Origin of the sequence: Actinokineospora inagensis DSM 44258 (genome assembly GCF_000482865.1) — a bacterium.
GTDB lineage: Bacteria > Actinomycetota > Actinomycetes > Mycobacteriales > Pseudonocardiaceae > Actinokineospora > Actinokineospora inagensis.
Genome location: NZ_AXWW01000021.1, coordinates 81,082 through 96,771, shown reverse-complemented (window position 1 = coordinate 96,771; position 15,690 = coordinate 81,082). Strand labels below are relative to the sequence as shown.

The window sequence follows — 15,690 nt, the reverse complement described above, 5'->3', positions numbered from 1 at the left end:
GGGAGATCCAGACCTTCAGTCCAGTTGCACGGACACGAGCTTGGCTCCGACGATCTGCTGCGGCGCGGTGTTTGTGACCGTCAGTAGCTGCTGCACCCGCAGGTGGACCCCATCGGACAGGTGAATCCGGATCACCGCGAGCACCCCGTCCCGCCGCTCGGTCACGTCCAGCACGTCGATGTGCGTCACATCGGCCCACGAGCCGAGGAACTCGGCCAGCGAGGTGCCCAGGTCGTCGCCCGCGATCAGCTCGAACGCCGAGCGCGGGTTCACCTCGACCAACTGGTAGTAGTCCAGCACCAGCTCTCGACTGGAGGTGACCGTCCGCCTGCCGACCTGGTCGGACCGGGCGGGGCTCGTGTCGTCGTACCGGCCGCGCCGCCAACCCGGGTCGGCGGCGGTCGTGGTGGTCGGCGGGCTGAAGCTGGCCGAGGCGGCGCCGGTGACCGGCGGCAACATGCGGGCGGCGACGTCGTCCTTGCCGGTGACGACCTGACCCAGCCGGTGCGGCAGCAGCGCCTGCTCGCCGGTGATCTGGCTGCCGACGTGCGCGCCGGTCTTCGCCGAGTCCCGGTCGCGGGCGATGACGGTGGCCGCGGCGACCGCACCGCACAGGGTGATGACAGCCACACCCATCCCGGTGAGCTTGGCCAACCGGGCGGCCCGCGAGGCCGGGTGCCCGACCTCCGCGCCGTCGCCCGCCACGGTGTGCGCCGGTTCGACGACCGGCACGATCTCGGTGGTCTCTGCGGTCTTCGTGGTCTCTGCGGTCTTCGTGGTCTCTGCGGTCTCGGCGACCTCGACGGCCTTGGTGGTCTCGATGGCCTTGGTCGGGTCGACCGGCTCGACGGCATCGACGGCGGGCGCTGGATCACCCACCTGGTCGAGTGACACGCGGGGCATCGTCGCGGTGTCGACAACGGACGGCGCGGGCTGGCGCTCCATCAGTTCGGCCACCCGAACCGACCCGGAGCGCACCCGCCGCCTACCGGTCGCCGGACGATCCACTGCCGCTGTCCTCCGCCTGAGTCGCTCGTCGGGGCCACTCGTACCCTGTTGCCGGGTGCTCACACCACTCTTTCTCGGCGCATCACCCGATCGAGGCGATACCCAGTGCCGATATTCACTCGAATAGCGCAGTCATGACCCACGGCTCCGACCGAATCCCGCTGAGTCGGGTGCGATCGGCGCAACGATCACGACCAGGCGGCCCATCATGGGGCCCCACCGGATCCATCATGCCGGACCACGGTCCACCGGAAAACCACTGGACGAGGCCGTCTAGTCCTTGATCGGTTCTTGCCGGGGCAACGGCGTGCGGGTACGCGCTAACCGGTGGACTTCTCGGCGGTGATGCGCGGGTCGGTGCCGTAGGAGAAAGTCAGTTCACGTTGCTCGGTAGTGACGCTGCCGTCCTTGCGGGTGACCTTGACCACCGACCGGGTGCGCGCGCGGGTCGGGTCGATCACGATCTGCTCTACATCCACCCGGCGCACGTCGGCGTAGCGGCGCTGGATCTGCTCTTGGCCCTGCCTGCGCAGTTGCCCCGAGGTCAACGCGTACGCGGCGGTCGGGTCGGCGACCACGTCCCGGTAGTACGCCTCGGTGCGGTCGCCCATGGTGCCGGGGTCGTTGGCGGGGACGACCAGCATCGGGGTGAGCACCGTGCTGCGGACGGCCGCGCTCGGCGCGGGCACCCCGGTGTCCGGTTCGAAGAACGCGCCCGGCCGCGAGTCGGTGGTGACCGGGCCGATCGCCGCCGACCCCGGCTGCGCGGCACCCGACCGCGGGGACTGCTCGGCGGGCGGGGCAGGCGCGGCGCTGCCCGGGGCCGGGTCGGCGGTCGTCGTGGTGGCGGGCCGGGACGGGACCTCGGGCGCGGGCAGTGCGAAGTCGGTCGGCGGGCCGGTCATCGGGCGCGGCGGGACCTGGCTGGGCACCGGCAACGCCTCGATCACGTCCGGCCTGCGCGGGCTGGTCATCAGGGTCGCCGCCGCGTACACGAGGCCGATCACCACCAGCATCGCCGAGGTCACCGCGAACCACGCCGCCCGCCGCCACGACCGGGGCGGGGTCACCGACGCCGGGATGCTGCCCAGGTCGAACTTCGCCAACCCGGTCGCGGGCCGGTCCACCCGCACCATCGCGCCGATCACCGGCAGCACATCGGTGTCGGCGGTGTCGGCGGTGTCGTTGCCCGCGCGCGCGGGCCCGCTGCGCGAGCGCGCGCCCGGCAGCCGGGCTCCCCGCGCGCGGCGGTGGACCCGGTGCTTGCCCTCGTCGGTGTCGCCGGCCATGTCTGCTGCGAACTCCTCTCTGCCCAGCGCTCAGCCGGTGGCGACGACCTGGAACTCCTCGGCCAGCCGACCCCGGGGCAGCCCGTAGCGGGCCGCGGTGTCGGCGAAGTGGCCGCGCAACCGGTCCACCAGGTCCGGCTTGTCGCCGACCTGGGACACGTGGCAGCGCAACGCGGCCATCCGCAGGTCGAAGAACTCGGTGGTGTCGACCGCGTGGTTGCGCAGCAGCGACGGGCCGTCGGCCAGCCACAGCTCGGCCACCGTCCACGGGGCCAGGTGCTCGTCGGCGAGCAGCTCCGGGAAGGCGTTGGGGTTGCGCGCGTCCGGGTAGACCGCGGCGAAGGTGGCCGTCCCGACCGCGCGGTGGTCCGGGTGCGCGGTGGGCACGTGGTCCCAGTTGATCTCCGGTGACCAGGTGAGCACCCGGTCCGGGCGGACCCGGCGGATCACCCTGGCCAGGTCGCGGCGCAGCGCCAGGCTCGGCTCGACCGCGCCGTCCGGGTGGTCCAGGAAGACGACCTCGCCGACCCCGAGGGTGTCGGCGGCATGCAACTGCTCGCCCTGGCGGATCGCGCCCACCTCGGCGCGCGGGCGGCTGCCGTCGCCGCTGGCCTCGCCCCGGGTCGCCAGGCAGTAGGTGACCTCGATCCCGGCGGCGGTCCAGCTCGCGACCGTGCCCGCCGCCCCGAAGTCGACGTCGTCGGGGTGCGCGCAGACCACCAGGGCCCGGCGCACGTCCTCGCGTGGAGTGGCTCCCATCACGCGCAGAAGACTAAGCGGTCGCTAGGCGTGACATCGGTCAGCCGAGATCGCCCGAACCGCGCCACTCCTTCGAGCGAAACAGCGGGAAGCGACTCCCCGCTCGGTTCATGTTCGACCTAGCGGTCGGAGCGGTACCGGGTCATCGTGGTGGACAGCGACTGGCCAGCGACCGTGCCGGAGCCCGCCGCGATCAGGATGGCCAGCACGTCGGCGAACCCGCCGCCGCTGGTGAGCAGGAAGGCGAGCGCGGCACCGGCCGTGGTGACACCCGCGACCGGCCACCGGCTCCGCACGTACTGGGCGACCGGACTGCCGCTCACCCCGCGTTTGCGCGCCGCCGAGTTCAGCAGCGCCAGATATCCGACGTGGCCGAGAGCGGCCACCAGGGCGACGATGGCGACGAGGACCGCGATGAGATCGAGCATGGTCCCCAGTCTGCCCCAGTTCGGCCCGCCACAAATGGGGGATTCCCCCTAGATGTCCCTGCCTATTCCTCCCGCCACCCGCCCCCTCTTCCCCACCCGGCACCGTTCCCGACCTGGCGAGCAGGCCGCCGCCACCAGGGGTGAAGAGTTCGCACACGGGCTTGGGCACTTGGCCCCGTGGCGGCTACCGGCCCAGTTTTCCCCGGCCGAGGTCGAGCAGGGCCATGGCCAGGGTGCGGCCCGCCGGTCCCAGTTCGCGGTAGCGGGCGAGCACGTCCATCTCGCGGTTCACCACGATCCGCGGTCCGCCCGCGGCCATCCTGGACGCGCCGATCGCCCTGGACACCTCGGCCCGCCGCTTGACCAGGCGGAGGATCTCCTGGTCCAGGGTGTCGATCTCCTTGCGCAGCTCGGCTACTTCTTCGGGCGCGGGCAGTTCCACACCCGGCTTGTCGGACTCGACCTTGTTCTCCGTTATCGGGCTCATCATCATCCTCGGTGGTCTCGCACCAGGTTCACGTCCCCGAACAGCGAAAGCCCCGGGTCCGTGGACTCGGGGCTTCGTTGTGGTCTGCTGTGCGCCTTACACCACGACGGGAGCCGGAGTCCGGTTCCCGTAGAAAAACTCGTAGCAGGTCAGCACTCGTCGAGTCTCGCACACGGTCGCGGCGGCGGTCGAGCGGTTCGCGGAATTACCGGGGTACCGCGATGCGCGACACAGGGGTGTCGGTGCCTGGCGGTACCGTTGACGGCACGATGGAAGCTCTCTTCGACCTCCCCGCCCAGCCCGGCAGCAGTCCCGGTCAAACCCGAACCCGACCCCACCGCGTGGCCGCCCTGCTCGACGACCTGAACGACCCGCAACGCCGGGCCGTCGAGCACGCCGGGACGCCGCTGCTGGTGGTCGCGGGCGCGGGCTCCGGCAAGACCCGGGTGTTGACCAGGCGGATCGCCTACCTGCTCGCCGAGCGGCAGGTGCACCCCGGCCAGGTCATGGCGATCACCTTCACCAACAAGGCCGCCGCCGAGATGAAGGAGCGGGTCGCCGACCTGGTCGGCCGCCGGGCCAACGCCATGTGGGTGTCCACCTTCCACTCGATGTGCGTGCGGGTGCTCCGCCGGGACGCCAAGACGCTCGGCCTGACCTCGGGGTTCTCCATCTACGACGCCGACGACTCGCGGCGGCTGCTCACCCTGGTCGCCCGCGACCTCGACCTGGACCCGAAGCGGTACCCGGCGCGGACGCTGTCGGTGCACATCTCGAACCTGAAGAACGAACTGGTCGACGCGGAGACGGCGGCGCGGAACGCGGCCAACGACCTGGAGCGCCGGGTCGCCGAGGTGTACGGCGAGTACCAGCGCCGGTTGGCGCAGGCCAACGCGATGGACTTCGACGACCTGATCATGAAGACGGTCGGGCTGCTGCAGGCCTTCCCGGACGTCGCCGAGTACTACCACCGCCGGTTCCGGCACGTACTGGTCGACGAGTACCAGGACACCAACCACGCGCAGTACACCCTGGTGCGCGAGCTGGTCGGCAAGGGCGACGACGGGTTGCCACCCGCCGAGCTGTGCGTGGTCGGCGACGCGGACCAGTCGATCTACGCGTTCCGCGGCGCCACGATCCGCAACATCGTCGAGTTCGAACGGGACTACCCGGACGCCACGACCGTCTTGCTCGAACAGAACTACCGGTCGACGCAGAACATCCTGACCGCCGCCAACGCCGTCATCGCGCGGAACCCGAACCGCAGGGACAAGCGGCTGTGGACCGCCATGGGCGACGGCGAGAAGATCGTCGCCTACGTCGGCGACAACGAGCACGACGAGGCCGGGTTCGTCGCCCGCGAGATCGACCGGCTGGTCGACTCGGGCGTGGCCAACAACAGCGACGTCGCCGTGTTCTACCGGACCAACAACCAGTCCCGGGTGTTCGAGGAGATCTTCATCCGGCTCGGCCTGCCGTACCGGGTGGTCGGCGGCGTCCGGTTCTACGAGCGCCGGGAGATCCGCGACGCCCTGGCGTACCTGCGGGTGCTGGCCAACCCGGACGACACGGTCAGCCTGCGCCGGATCTTGAACGTGCCCAAGCGCGGCATCGGCGAGCGGGCCGAGGCGTGCGTGTCCGCCTACGCCGACCGCGAGCGGGTCTCGTTCGCCGCGGCGCTGCGCGCGGCCACCGAGGGCAAGGTCCCGATGCTGAACCCGCGCTCGCAGCGGGCCGTCTCCGGGTTCGTCGAACTGGTCGACGGGCTGCGCCGGTTCGTCGACGACGGGCAGGACGTGGCCGAGGTGCTCGACGCGGTGCTCGACCAGACCGGCTACCGCGCCGAGTTGGAGGCCAGCGACGACCCGCAGGACGCGTCCCGGCTGGAGAACCTGAACGAGCTGGTCACGGTGGCCCGCGAGTTCACCGAGGCCCCCGAGATCGCGCTGCCGGACGACGTGCCGGAGGGGATCGCCCCGGTCGAGCAGACCGGCCCGGCCGCCGGGACGCTGGCCGCGTTCCTGGAGCGGGTGTCCCTGGTCGCCGACGCCGACTCGGTGCCCGACGCGGACGAGTCCGGTGGTCTGGTCACCCTGATGACGCTGCACACCGCGAAGGGCCTGGAGTACCCGGTCGTGTTCGCCACCGGCTGGGAGGACGGGATCTTCCCGCACATGCGCGCGCTGAGCGACCCGGTCGAACTGGCCGAGGAACGCAGGCTCGCTTACGTGGGCATCACCCGCGCGCGGGAGCGGCTGTACCTGTCCCGCGCGTTGGTCCGGTCGGCCTGGGGTCAGCCGATGACCAACCCGGCGTCCCGGTTCTTCGACGAGATCCCGCCCGACCTGCTGGACTGGCGGCGGGTCGGCCCGGAGCGGTCGGCACCCGCGCGGGCGACCACGTGGGGCGGTCGGTCCAGCGAGTCCGTGCAGGCGAGCCGGTTGCGCGGCGCGCCGGGCAAGGGCTGGCAGGACACGCCCTCGTTGTCGCTGTCGGTCGGCGACAGGGTCAACCACGACAAGTACGGGCTGGGCACGGTGGTCGCCGCCGACGGGCAGGGCCCACGGGCGACGGCCACCATCGACTTCGGCTCGTCCGGCACGATCCGGCTGATGCTGATCGGCAGCGTGCCGATGGTGAAGCTCTAGCGGTTGACCAGGTAGGCCGAGGTCAGGAAGTCGGAGTAGACCTTCGGTCCGGCCGGGGACGACCACGCCTGCTGGGTGAACAGCAGCGTGATCATGTCCTCGGCCTGGCTGATCTGCGCGGACGTGCCGAGGCCGCCCTCCCAGCCGAACCGACCGGGCACCTTGTGCGCGTGGTCCTGCCTGGTGACGACGCTCCCGCCGAAGCCCCAGCCGAAGGTGTCGAAGAAGCCGTCGACCAGACCACCGCCCGCCTTCTGCCGCGGGGTGAGCTGGTCGGTCGTCATGGTGCGGACGGACAGCCGGGTGAGGACCCCCTGCCCGCCGTCACGCAGCATGCGCGCGAAAGCGAGGTAGTCGGCCGCCGTCGACACCAACCCACCCGCGCCGGACTGGAACGCGGGCGGCGTGCTCCACTGCCCGTCCCGCGGGTCGTAGACAGCCCGTTCGCCACTCTCCGTGTTCGAATAGGCGACGGCCAGCCGGTCGAGTTGATCAGCCGGAACGTGGAACCCGGTGTCCACCATGCCGAGCGGCCCGAAGACCCGCTCACCGAGAAAGTCGTCAAGCCGCTGCCCCGACGCCCGCTCGACGAGCACCCCCAGCACGTCGTAAGCCGTGTTGTACCACCACCTTTCGCCCGGCTGGGACAGCAGCGGAAGGGTGCCGAGCGCCCGCATCACCTCATCGCCCCCCGGCGTGGCCGCGGGCTGCGGCGGCCCAGGCGGAAACCCGGCATCGGCGAGGGCAGCCTGAACCGGGTAGGTCCCCGGCGCCGCCATGATCATGCCGTGGCCGAAGGTGGAGTTCATGAGGTGACGCACCGTGATCGCCCGCTCGGCAGGCACCGTGTCATCCAGTTCGCTGCCGAGTTCACGCAAAACCCGCCGCCCCGCCAACTCCGGCAACAGATCGTCGACCGGGTCGTCCAGCCGCAACACACAGTCCTCAACGAGCACCATCGCCCCAGCCGCCACCACCGGCTTGCTCATGGACGAAACCCGAAAAATCGTATCCGGCGCACACTCCCCCAACACCGTCATCGCCGTATCACCCCCGTGCTCGACAACCGTGATCAGCCCCGGCACCGCACCACTCTCAACGTGCCTGGCCATAACCGCCCGATGCCGCGCCACCCCTGCCTGATCCATGCCCGCCAACCTAGTTGCTCCGCCCAACGCGGTAGGAACAAAGCTCATTCGCAGTCGCCCAGCGACCGCCAGAAGCCGAGATCCGCAGCAGTTCTTCGTGCATGTCACACGGCCAATAGAGGCGCCACCTCTCGCGCAAGCCGCACCCACCGCCCCCAACCCAGCCCCCACCCTTCCCGGGGGGCGTCCCCGAGGCCAGTCTACCGGCCACCCGTGATCAACAGGGTCGGGCGCTGTGGGCTGTGGGCGGCTGCAGGGGATGTGGACAACTCGACCGAGTGGCACCGGATGGCGGGGCACCGGGCACGGTCGGATGGCGGCGGTTCAGGCGGACCGGGCCTTGGGAAATCGGCCACCGGGCGAAGGATCAGCGACCGGGCGAAGGCTCGACGGCCGGATGAAGGCTCAACAGCCGGTGAAGGCTCAACAGTCGGGCGCATGCTCAGCGATCGGATGAAGGCTCAGCGACCGGGCGAAAGCTCGACGGCCGGGTGAAGGCTCAACAGCCAGGCGCATGCTCAGCGATCGGATGAAGGCTCAGCGACCGGGCGAGGGCTCGATGGTCGGGTGAAGGCTAAGCGGCCGGTGAAGGATCAACAGTCGGGCGCATGTTCAACAGCCGGATGAAGGTTCAACGGCCAGGAGGCAGCTTGGCCGAAGCGGTCGGGATTGGGGATCGCGACACGGCGGGCACGACATCCTTGAGGATTACGGGCTCAACAACCACGTGATCAACGAGAGGCCGTGCCTGCCGCACAACCCTCCACCCGCAACCCAGCCCCCACCCTTCCCGGGGGGCGTCCCCGAGGCCAGTCTACCGGTTGTCCATGATCGACAGGACCGGGCGTGGTGGGCTGTGGGTGGCCGGATGGGATGTGGACAACTCGACCAAGGTGGCGCGGGGCGGTGCGGCACTGCACGCGGACCAAGGTGGCGCGGGGGGCGGTAAGGCACTGCGACAAACAAGGTAGCGCGAACGCTGGGCGCTGCGTGCAAACAAAGGGGCGCAGACGGTGGGCGCCGTGCGCAAACAAAGGGGCGCAGACGGTGGGCGCTGTGCGCAAACAAGGGGCGCGGAGGGCACTGTGCGCAAATTAAGGCGGTGGGCACTATGCGCGGGCACGATGGCGCGGACGGTGGACACCGCGCGCGAACTTAAGGGGGCGCGGAGCCGGTGGGGGCGCTGTGCGCGGGCACGGTCGGGTGACGAGTGGTTTAGGCGGATCGGGCCTCGGGAAACCCGGGGCCGGTGCTTGGTATCGCACAGGAAGGGGATCACCGCGGCATCGGGAACGCCCGCTTCGGATGGCGACGGACACCCAGCCGAGACCGAATCGGGCGACCGGGGAGCAAACCGCCGCCGTGGCACAACTGAACACGAGCGTGAGTCCGAGCGGTGCGCCCAACCAGGGCTGGCGGGTTCACGCCAGGACTGCCGAAGCGACGGAAAGCGGTGGTTACAGGACGATGCCGCGGTCGGCGAGCCAGGGCTGTGGGTTCATCTTGCGGCCGCCGGCGTCCCAGATTTCGAAGTGCAGGTGGGGGCCGGTGGACTGGCCGCGGTTGCCGATGTGGGCGATGAGCTGGCCCGCTTTGACCTGCTGGCCTTCGTGGACGACGAAGTCGTTCATGTGGCCGTAGACGGAGATGGTGCCGTCGGGGTGCTGGATGCGGACCCAGAGGCCGAAGCCGCTGGCCGGTCCGGCTTCGATGACCACGCCGTCGGCGACGGCGACGATGGGGGTGCCGATGCTGTTGGCGATGTCGACGCCGTAGTGGGTGACGCCCCAGCGGGCGCCGAAGCCGGAGGTGAAGGTGCCCATCGCGGGCTTCACGTACTTGGGTCGGGCCGCTTCGTCCTGCTGTGCCTTGAGGTCGGCGGCGCGCTTGTCGAGGGCCTGGCTGAGGCGTTCGGTCGTGGCCATCTTCTGGGCCTCGACGGTGCCGTCGTCCTCGCTGTCCATCGCCAGCGGCTCGGGGGTGGCCTGCGAGTCGCCACCGACGCCGATCGCGGCGGAGGCCTGGCGGGCGCCGGAGAGCGGGACGATCTCGTCCGCCGCGGCCGAACCACCGGATGCCGCCTGGATCGTCTGACCGGCGGCGGCCGCGGCGAACGCGCCGACGGCGACAGCGGCGACGACCACCCGTCCGCGCAGCGCGGATGACGGTGGGGCGATCCGGTGAGCGCCCTTCGCGCGGCGGGCGCCGCGTTCCAAAGCCTCGTCGAGCCCGGCGAACTGTTGTTCGCCGGTGGTGCGATATCGGGACAAGACCCAGCCTTCCGCCTTCGGGGAGCCCGGTCGCGATGGACACCGGCTCGCGGGGGACGAGCCTTGCGGTGTGGAGCACCGGGCGGGGGACCCGGCTGGGGCGGCTTCCACGGTGGATGCCATCCCTGCCCTATTCGTGACCGGACCGTGACAACGGACCCGGGGACAGTAACGGCGCGGCAGCTTCGCGGGCAACATCACTCACCCGGTTCATGTCGGACGGCATACGCCGTCACCGCCGCAGCCAGCGCCTACTACACAAAGTTAGCGCGACATCACGCCCATAGTGTGAGCTGGGTCTCCCAGCAATCAACCATCCGAGTGGCAACCCATTTTGTTGTCGCGCGTCTTCATCTCTTCCGCAGGTCACGCCGCCGGTAACACATAGCGTTACCTTCACCTTCACCCACACGCGTGACACGCACCCCAAACCCGAGCCACCCTCGACCTGAGCGCCGGGGGAGCAGTGGGCTCGGGCACCGTGGGCCTGCCGGCCCGCGCGGCGGGGCCGGGGTTGCTAGCGTTGCCCGCGATGACTTCGCGGACCACCACCCCGCCCCCCGCCGACGTGGCTGTCGCACACAGCTTGGCGCGGGTTGGTTGGCGGGAGAGCCCGGTGCGGGTGCGGCTGGCGTTCGGCCTGGCCGCGGCAGGGGCTGTTGCCGGGATCACCGGCATCGCGGCCGGTGTCGTGGCAGGCCAGCCCACGGCCGGTTTCGGGGCGCTGCCGTTGCTGGTGGCGCTGACCCTCCTGCCGGTCACCGTCGCCGTGGCGTTCGCGGCGGCGGGGCGGGCGGCGTTGGGCGCGAACGTCCTGGCCGGTGCCGCGCTCATCGAGCCCGGCCGGTTGTTGGCGGACCTGCAGATCCTGGTCGACCCGCTGGTCGTGTCCCGGCCGGAGCTCATGGTGCCGACGAGCCTCGCACCGCTCAGGGCGGGCCTCGGCCTGTGGCTACTGCTCGCGGGCCACGTCCTGCTCATCGCGGCGGGCGTGTTGGCGAAGAACCGGGCGGGCGCACCGCACGGGACGCCCTACGCGGCCGAGTTCGACGAGGACGAGCGGCCCCGGACCCGGATGGCCCTGCTCGGGATCACCGCCGGTGTCGTCGCCGCGTTCGGCCTGCAGCTTTCCCCTTTTACTTCCGGCAACGCGTTCGTGCTCGCCGATGACGTGATCGACAGTCCCGGGTTGTTGCGGCTGGCGTTCCTGGCCACCGGCCTCGGCGCGGTGGTGGCGATGGTGGCGGCCGGGTCGCCGAGGCCGTCGGTGGCGCGCGGGGTGGTCCTCGGCGGGGCGCTGGGGGTCGCCGCGGTCGCGGTTCCGCAGATCGTGGCGGGGCTGGGCGTCGACCTGCTCGGCGCGGCACCCGGGCCGTACATCGCGGTGGCGAGCGTGGTCGGGTTGGCGGCCGTGGTGTGGCTGTCGGCGAAAGCGGTCCAGGTTGATCCGACCGTCAAGGCGCACCGGGTGGCCGGGGTGCTCGGCGCCCTGACCGGGCTGGCGGGCGTCGCGGCGGCGTCGAGCACGTTGTTGGTCGTGGACGGGATCGACCAGCCGGAGACGTACTCCAGTCGGCTGTTCTACCCGGCGGGGATCTTGGTGGTCCTCGTCGCCGTCCCGCTGGTGATCACCCGCTCCGCGGCGGCGGTCCGACCCGCGTTGGCGGCGGCACTGGTCGCGATCCCGCTGGCCGGTCTATCCACTTTGGACGCCGTGGTCACCGCGACCGGGATCCAGTCGGTGGTGCACCCCGGGGTCGGGGTGTGGTTCACCGCCGCCGCCGGGGTGTTCGCGTTGGCGGCGACCGGGGCCGTCCTGCTCGCGGGCAACGCGGAGCGGACCGAGCCGGAGGACGAACGGCCGCTGGACGTCGTGCTGGTCGCGCCGCTCACCGCCGCCGGGCTGCTCTCGATCGGGGCGTTCGGGCTGCCGACGGTGAAAGCGGCCGGGTTGGTGGCGCCGGGGATCTGGTCGGACTTCCGGCTGGCCTCGCTCGGGTTGCTGCTGGCCCTGATCACCGTGCTCGCCTCGGTCGCGATGACGCCGGTCGCGCGGCCGAACCGGGCGGGCGCGCTGCTGCTCGGCTGCGCCGGGCTGGTCGCCGTGCACGCGCTGGAGTACCCGCTGACGGCCGCCAGGGCCGCCGGTTCGGCCCCGGGACCGGGGTTGTGGCTCTCGATCGCCTGCGCCGCCGCGCTCGTCGTGTCCGGCCTGATGGTGTTGAGCCGGAAGTGAGGCAGCCGGAAATACGGCGAGCAGTGCGGGTGGTCCTCGGTGTCGCAGAGCCCGCAATCGCCCGGGAACTGCGTGACCTTGGCGCCGAGGTGGTCGTCGTGGACGGCACCGACCCGGCCGCGCTCGTGTCCGCCGCGGTCCAGGAGGACGCGGACGTGATCGGCGCGACCGGCCCCGCCGAGGCGATCACCGGGCTGTTGGCCGACAATGGCGCCGCGGAGGTGGCCGTAGTCGACGTGCTGCGGATCGCCGCCTGGGTCGTCGACACGGCCGGTGAGCGAGCTCACCACCGGTCGTGACGGACCTCACCGGGTGCGAAGTGTCAAGCCCCATCCCACGTCGCTAGGGTTCCGTGTCGTCCGACCGCGCGGACGTCCCACAGCAGCACGTCGACACCGTAAGTCAGGAGACTGTCGAGTGGACCTGTACGAGTACCAGGCGAAGGACCTCTTCGCCGCCCACGGGGTCCCGGTCCTGCCGGGTCACGTGGCCCAGACCGCCGAGGAAGCCCGCGACCACGCGGCGGCCCTCGGTCAGACCGTCGTGATCAAGGCCCAGGTCAAGACCGGTGGCCGGGGCAAGGCGGGCGGCGTCAAGCTCGCCGAGACCCCGGACGAGGCCAAGGACAAGGCCGAGGCGATCCTCGGCCTGGACATCAAGGGCCACATCACCCGCAGGGTGCTGGTAACCGTCGCGTCCGACATCGCCGAGGAGTACTACTTCTCGTTCCTGCTCGACCGGGCCAACCGGACCTTCCTGGCGATGGCCTCCGCCGAGGGCGGCATGGAGATCGAGCAGCTCGCCGTCGAGCGCCCGGACGCGCTGGCGAAGATCCCGGTCGACGCCATCAAGGGCGTGGACCTGGCCACCGCCAAGGAGATCGCGGCCGCGGCGAAGATCCCGGCGCCGGTCGCGGACCAGGCCGCCGAGGTCATCGTCAAGCTGTGGGAGACCTTCGTCGCCGAGGACGCGACCCTGGTCGAGGTGAACCCGCTGGTCCGCGACCCGCAGGACCGGATCATCGCGCTGGACGGCAAGGTCACCCTGGACGAGAACGCCGGGTTCCGCCAGCCCGCGCACGCGGACCTGGTCGACCAGGAGGCCGAGGACCCGCTGGAGGCGGCGGCCAAGGCCAAGGACCTCAACTACGTCAAGCTCGACGGCCAGGTCGGCATCATCGGCAACGGCGCGGGCCTGGTCATGTCCACCCTGGACGTGGTGGCCTACGCGGGCGAGAAGCACAAGGGCGTCAAGCCCGCGAACTTCCTGGACATCGGCGGCGGCGCCTCGGCCGAGGTGATGGCCAACGGGCTGCACATCATCCTGGGCGACCCGGACGTGAAGTCGGTGTTCGTCAACGTCTTCGGCGGCATCACCGCCTGCGACGCGGTCGCCAACGGCATCGTGTCCGCGCTGGGCATCCTGGGCGACGAGGCCACCAAGCCGCTGGTCGTCCGGCTGGACGGCAACAACGTCGACGAGGGTCGGCGCATCCTCGCCGAGGCCAACCACCCGTTGGTGACGGTCGTCGACACTATGGACAACGCGGCCGACAAGGCCGCCGAGCTGGCTGCGGCGGGTATCTGATCATGGCGATCTTCCTCAACGAGAACTCCAAGGTCATCGTCCAGGGCATCACCGGGTCCGAGGGCAGCAAGCACACCGCGCGGATGCTCAAGTCCGGCACGACCATCGTCGGCGGGGTGAACCCGCGCAAGGCGGGCACCAAGGTCGAGATCGAGGGCCAGTCGCTGCCGGTGTTCGCCACCGTGGCCGAGGCCATCGCCGAGACCGGCGCGGACGTGACGGTCATCTTCGTGCCGCCGAAGTTCGCCAAGGACGCCGTGCTGGAGGCGATCGACGCGGGCATCGGCCTGGCCGTGGTGATCACCGAGGGCATCCCGGTGCACGACAGCGCGTACTTCTGGGCGCACGCGGTCGCGACCGGCAACAAGACCAGGATCATCGGCCCGAACTGCCCCGGCCTGATCTCCCCCGGGAAGTCGAACGCGGGCATCATCCCGGCCGACATCACCGGCCCCGGCAAGATCGGCCTGGTGTCCAAGTCGGGCACGCTGACCTACCAGATGATGTACGAGCTGCGCGACATCGGCTTCTCGTCCGCGGTCGGCATCGGCGGCGACCCGATCATCGGCACCACCCACATCGACGCGCTGGCCGCGTTCGAGGCGGACCCGGAGACCGAGCTGATCGTGATGATCGGCGAGATCGGTGGCGACGCCGAGGAGCGGGCCGCGGCGTTCATCCAGGAGAACGTGACCAAGCCGGTCGTCGGCTACGTCGCGGGCTTCACCGCCCCCGAGGGCAAGACGATGGGCCACGCGGGCGCCATCGTGTCCGGCTCGGCGGGCACCGCGCAGGCGAAGAAGGAGGCCCTGGAGGCCGCTGGGGTGAAGGTCGGCAAGACGCCGTCCGAAACCGCCGCGCTGGCCAGGGAGCTGTTCGCCGCCCGCGGGTAGCGGGAGTGGTTGTTCGGGCGTGGGGCCGGGCGCTGGTGTAGCGTCCGGCCCCACGCCCGTTTTCACCCGTTCGGGAACCGGTGCGGACCGGCGGACGTCGAACGGTCAAGGGATGGGCTAGCGTTTTCGTTGGCTCTGAAGTTTCTTCGTCGCTGAGGAGAGCACGCGATGACCTACCCAGGTGCGCCGGGCGGATACCCGGGGCCGGGACAACCGCAGCCACAGCCGCCGCAGGGGTTCGGACCGCCGCCGGGACCGGTTGGCAGCAAGTTCACCCTGGCGCAGACCCTGCACCTCGTGGTCATCGGGCTCGGCGCGTTGAACCTGTTCCTGGGCTTCGCCCCGATCAGCGCGGGCTACAGCTTCTACGAGAGCGGCTTCGGCTGGGTGACCGCGCTGCTGTTCGCCGGTGGTCTGCTGGCGCTGCCCGCCGTGCTCGCCGGGGACAAGAAGGTCGGGTTGCCGTCGGTCGCGGTGGTGCTCAGCGCGACGCTGGCGTTCCTGTTCACCGTGTTCACCTTCCCCGGCGACCTCAAGGCCGGCGGCATCATGGTGCTGATCTTCGGCCTGCTCCAGGCGATCGCCGCCGTGGTGGCGTACCTGTTCGAGGCCGGGGTGCTCAAGCCCCCGGCGCCGCAGCAGCACCACGGCCACTTCGGTCAGCCCGGTGGCTACAACCCGCCGTCCGGCCAGTTCCAGCAGCCGGGCTACGGCCAGCCGCAGCCGCCGGTCCAGCCGGGCTCGCAGACCACGTTCGCCCCCCAGCAGGGCCAGTTCGGCCAGCCGCAGCAGAACCCGGGCACGCCGCCCGGCGGGTACCCGCAGTGAACTGACCACAGACCGCCGATCGGGCGGGACGGCCACCCGGCCGTCCCGCCCGATCGCGTTCCCGGGGGTTTTTCACCGGATCGGTGGATGGCGGCGTGCCTGCCCCGTC

General features: G+C 71.0%; 13 protein-coding genes. 6 read left to right on the top strand and 7 right to left on the bottom strand.

Annotation, left to right across the window (positions count from 1 at the left end; genetic code table 11):
- Positions 1–15: 15 nt before the first annotated feature.
- The 5 genes from H504_RS0108900 to H504_RS0108880 all read right to left on the bottom strand — a co-directional run bounded on the left by H504_RS0108900 (position 16) and on the right by H504_RS0108880 (position 3,974).
- A complete protein-coding gene (locus H504_RS0108900; RefSeq protein WP_157440293.1) occupies positions 16–1,008 on the bottom strand; it encodes a hypothetical protein in 993 nt (330 codons plus the stop codon).
- A gap of 320 nt (positions 1,009–1,328) precedes the next feature.
- A complete protein-coding gene (locus tag H504_RS0108895) occupies positions 1,329–2,297 on the bottom strand; it encodes a hypothetical protein (protein ID WP_026422498.1) in 969 nt (322 codons plus the stop codon).
- A gap of 30 nt (positions 2,298–2,327) precedes the next feature.
- On the bottom strand, positions 2,328–3,056 hold the full coding sequence (locus H504_RS0108890; RefSeq protein WP_035303728.1) for a PIG-L deacetylase family protein: 729 nt from the start codon (positions 3,054–3,056) through the stop codon (positions 2,328–2,330).
- A 119-nt stretch (positions 3,057–3,175) separates the two neighbouring features.
- Entirely contained in the window at positions 3,176–3,484 is a 309-nt protein-coding gene (locus tag H504_RS0108885) for a hypothetical protein (protein WP_026422496.1), read from the bottom strand.
- Between the two features lie 184 nt (positions 3,485–3,668).
- Positions 3,669–3,974, bottom strand: a complete 306-nt coding sequence (locus H504_RS0108880) for a chorismate mutase (protein WP_026422495.1) — start codon at positions 3,972–3,974, stop codon at positions 3,669–3,671.
- A gap of 266 nt (positions 3,975–4,240) precedes the next feature.
- Between H504_RS0108880 and pcrA the strand changes: the two genes are divergently transcribed.
- Positions 4,241–6,619, top strand: coding sequence for a DNA helicase PcrA (gene pcrA / locus H504_RS0108875; RefSeq protein ID WP_026422494.1), 2,379 nt, complete (start codon positions 4,241–4,243; stop codon positions 6,617–6,619).
- Here pcrA and H504_RS0108870 read toward each other — a convergent pair.
- Both H504_RS0108870 and H504_RS0108865 read right to left on the bottom strand, forming a co-directional pair.
- Positions 6,616–7,731, bottom strand: a complete 1,116-nt coding sequence (locus tag H504_RS0108870) for a serine hydrolase domain-containing protein (protein ID WP_245614131.1) — start codon at positions 7,729–7,731, stop codon at positions 6,616–6,618. The genes pcrA and H504_RS0108870 overlap by 4 nt on opposite strands.
- A 1,493-nt stretch (positions 7,732–9,224) precedes the next feature.
- The gene (locus H504_RS0108865; RefSeq protein WP_026422492.1) at positions 9,225–10,037 is read right to left on the bottom strand and encodes a M23 family metallopeptidase; all 813 of its coding nucleotides are present in this window, start codon (positions 10,035–10,037) and stop codon (positions 9,225–9,227) included.
- 532 nt (positions 10,038–10,569) lie between these two features.
- Here H504_RS0108865 and H504_RS0108860 point away from each other — a divergent pair.
- The 5 genes from H504_RS0108860 (at position 10,570) to H504_RS0108840 (ending at position 15,581) form a co-directional block, all read left to right on the top strand.
- A complete protein-coding gene (locus tag H504_RS0108860) occupies positions 10,570–12,273 on the top strand; it encodes a hypothetical protein (RefSeq protein WP_157440291.1) in 1,704 nt (567 codons plus the stop codon).
- Positions 12,270–12,572, top strand: coding sequence for a hypothetical protein (locus H504_RS34010; RefSeq protein WP_169735359.1), 303 nt, complete (start codon positions 12,270–12,272; stop codon positions 12,570–12,572). The genes H504_RS0108860 and H504_RS34010 overlap by 4 nt, the downstream gene beginning before the upstream one ends.
- Positions 12,573–12,690: 118 nt before the next feature.
- Positions 12,691–13,860 (top strand): ADP-forming succinate--CoA ligase subunit beta, encoded by a 1,170-nt coding sequence (sucC, locus tag H504_RS0108850; RefSeq protein ID WP_026422490.1) that lies wholly within the window; start codon positions 12,691–12,693, stop codon positions 13,858–13,860.
- Between the two features lie 2 nt (positions 13,861–13,862).
- On the top strand, positions 13,863–14,753 hold the full coding sequence (gene sucD / locus H504_RS0108845) for a succinate--CoA ligase subunit alpha (protein ID WP_026422489.1): 891 nt from the start codon (positions 13,863–13,865) through the stop codon (positions 14,751–14,753).
- 168 nt (positions 14,754–14,921) lie between these two features.
- Positions 14,922–15,581: a DUF5336 domain-containing protein gene (locus tag H504_RS0108840; protein WP_026422488.1), complete on the top strand. Its 660-nt coding sequence runs from the start codon at positions 14,922–14,924 to the stop codon at positions 15,579–15,581.
- The last annotated feature ends 109 nt before the right edge of the window (positions 15,582–15,690 follow it).

Excerpts from the sequence above, each read along its gene's own strand:
- H504_RS0108895 (WP_026422498.1), bottom strand. The coding sequence starts at position 2,297 with ATGGCCGGCGACACCGACGAGGGCAAGCACCGGGTCCACCGCCGCGCG.
- H504_RS0108890 (WP_035303728.1), bottom strand. The coding sequence starts at position 3,056 with ATGGGAGCCACTCCACGCGAGGACGTGCGCCGGGCCCTGGTGGTCTGC.
- H504_RS0108885 (WP_026422496.1), bottom strand. The coding sequence starts at position 3,484 with ATGCTCGATCTCATCGCGGTCCTCGTCGCCATCGTCGCCCTGGTGGCC.
- H504_RS0108880 (WP_026422495.1), bottom strand. The coding sequence starts at position 3,974 with ATGATGAGCCCGATAACGGAGAACAAGGTCGAGTCCGACAAGCCGGGT.
- pcrA (WP_026422494.1), top strand. The coding sequence starts at position 4,241 with ATGGAAGCTCTCTTCGACCTCCCCGCCCAGCCCGGCAGCAGTCCCGGT.
- H504_RS0108870 (WP_245614131.1), bottom strand. The coding sequence starts at position 7,731 with ATGGCCAGGCACGTTGAGAGTGGTGCGGTGCCGGGGCTGATCACGGTT.
- H504_RS0108860 (WP_157440291.1), top strand. The coding sequence starts at position 10,570 with ATGACTTCGCGGACCACCACCCCGCCCCCCGCCGACGTGGCTGTCGCA.
- sucD (WP_026422489.1), top strand. The coding sequence starts at position 13,863 with ATGGCGATCTTCCTCAACGAGAACTCCAAGGTCATCGTCCAGGGCATC.
- H504_RS0108840 (WP_026422488.1), top strand. The coding sequence starts at position 14,922 with ATGACCTACCCAGGTGCGCCGGGCGGATACCCGGGGCCGGGACAACCG.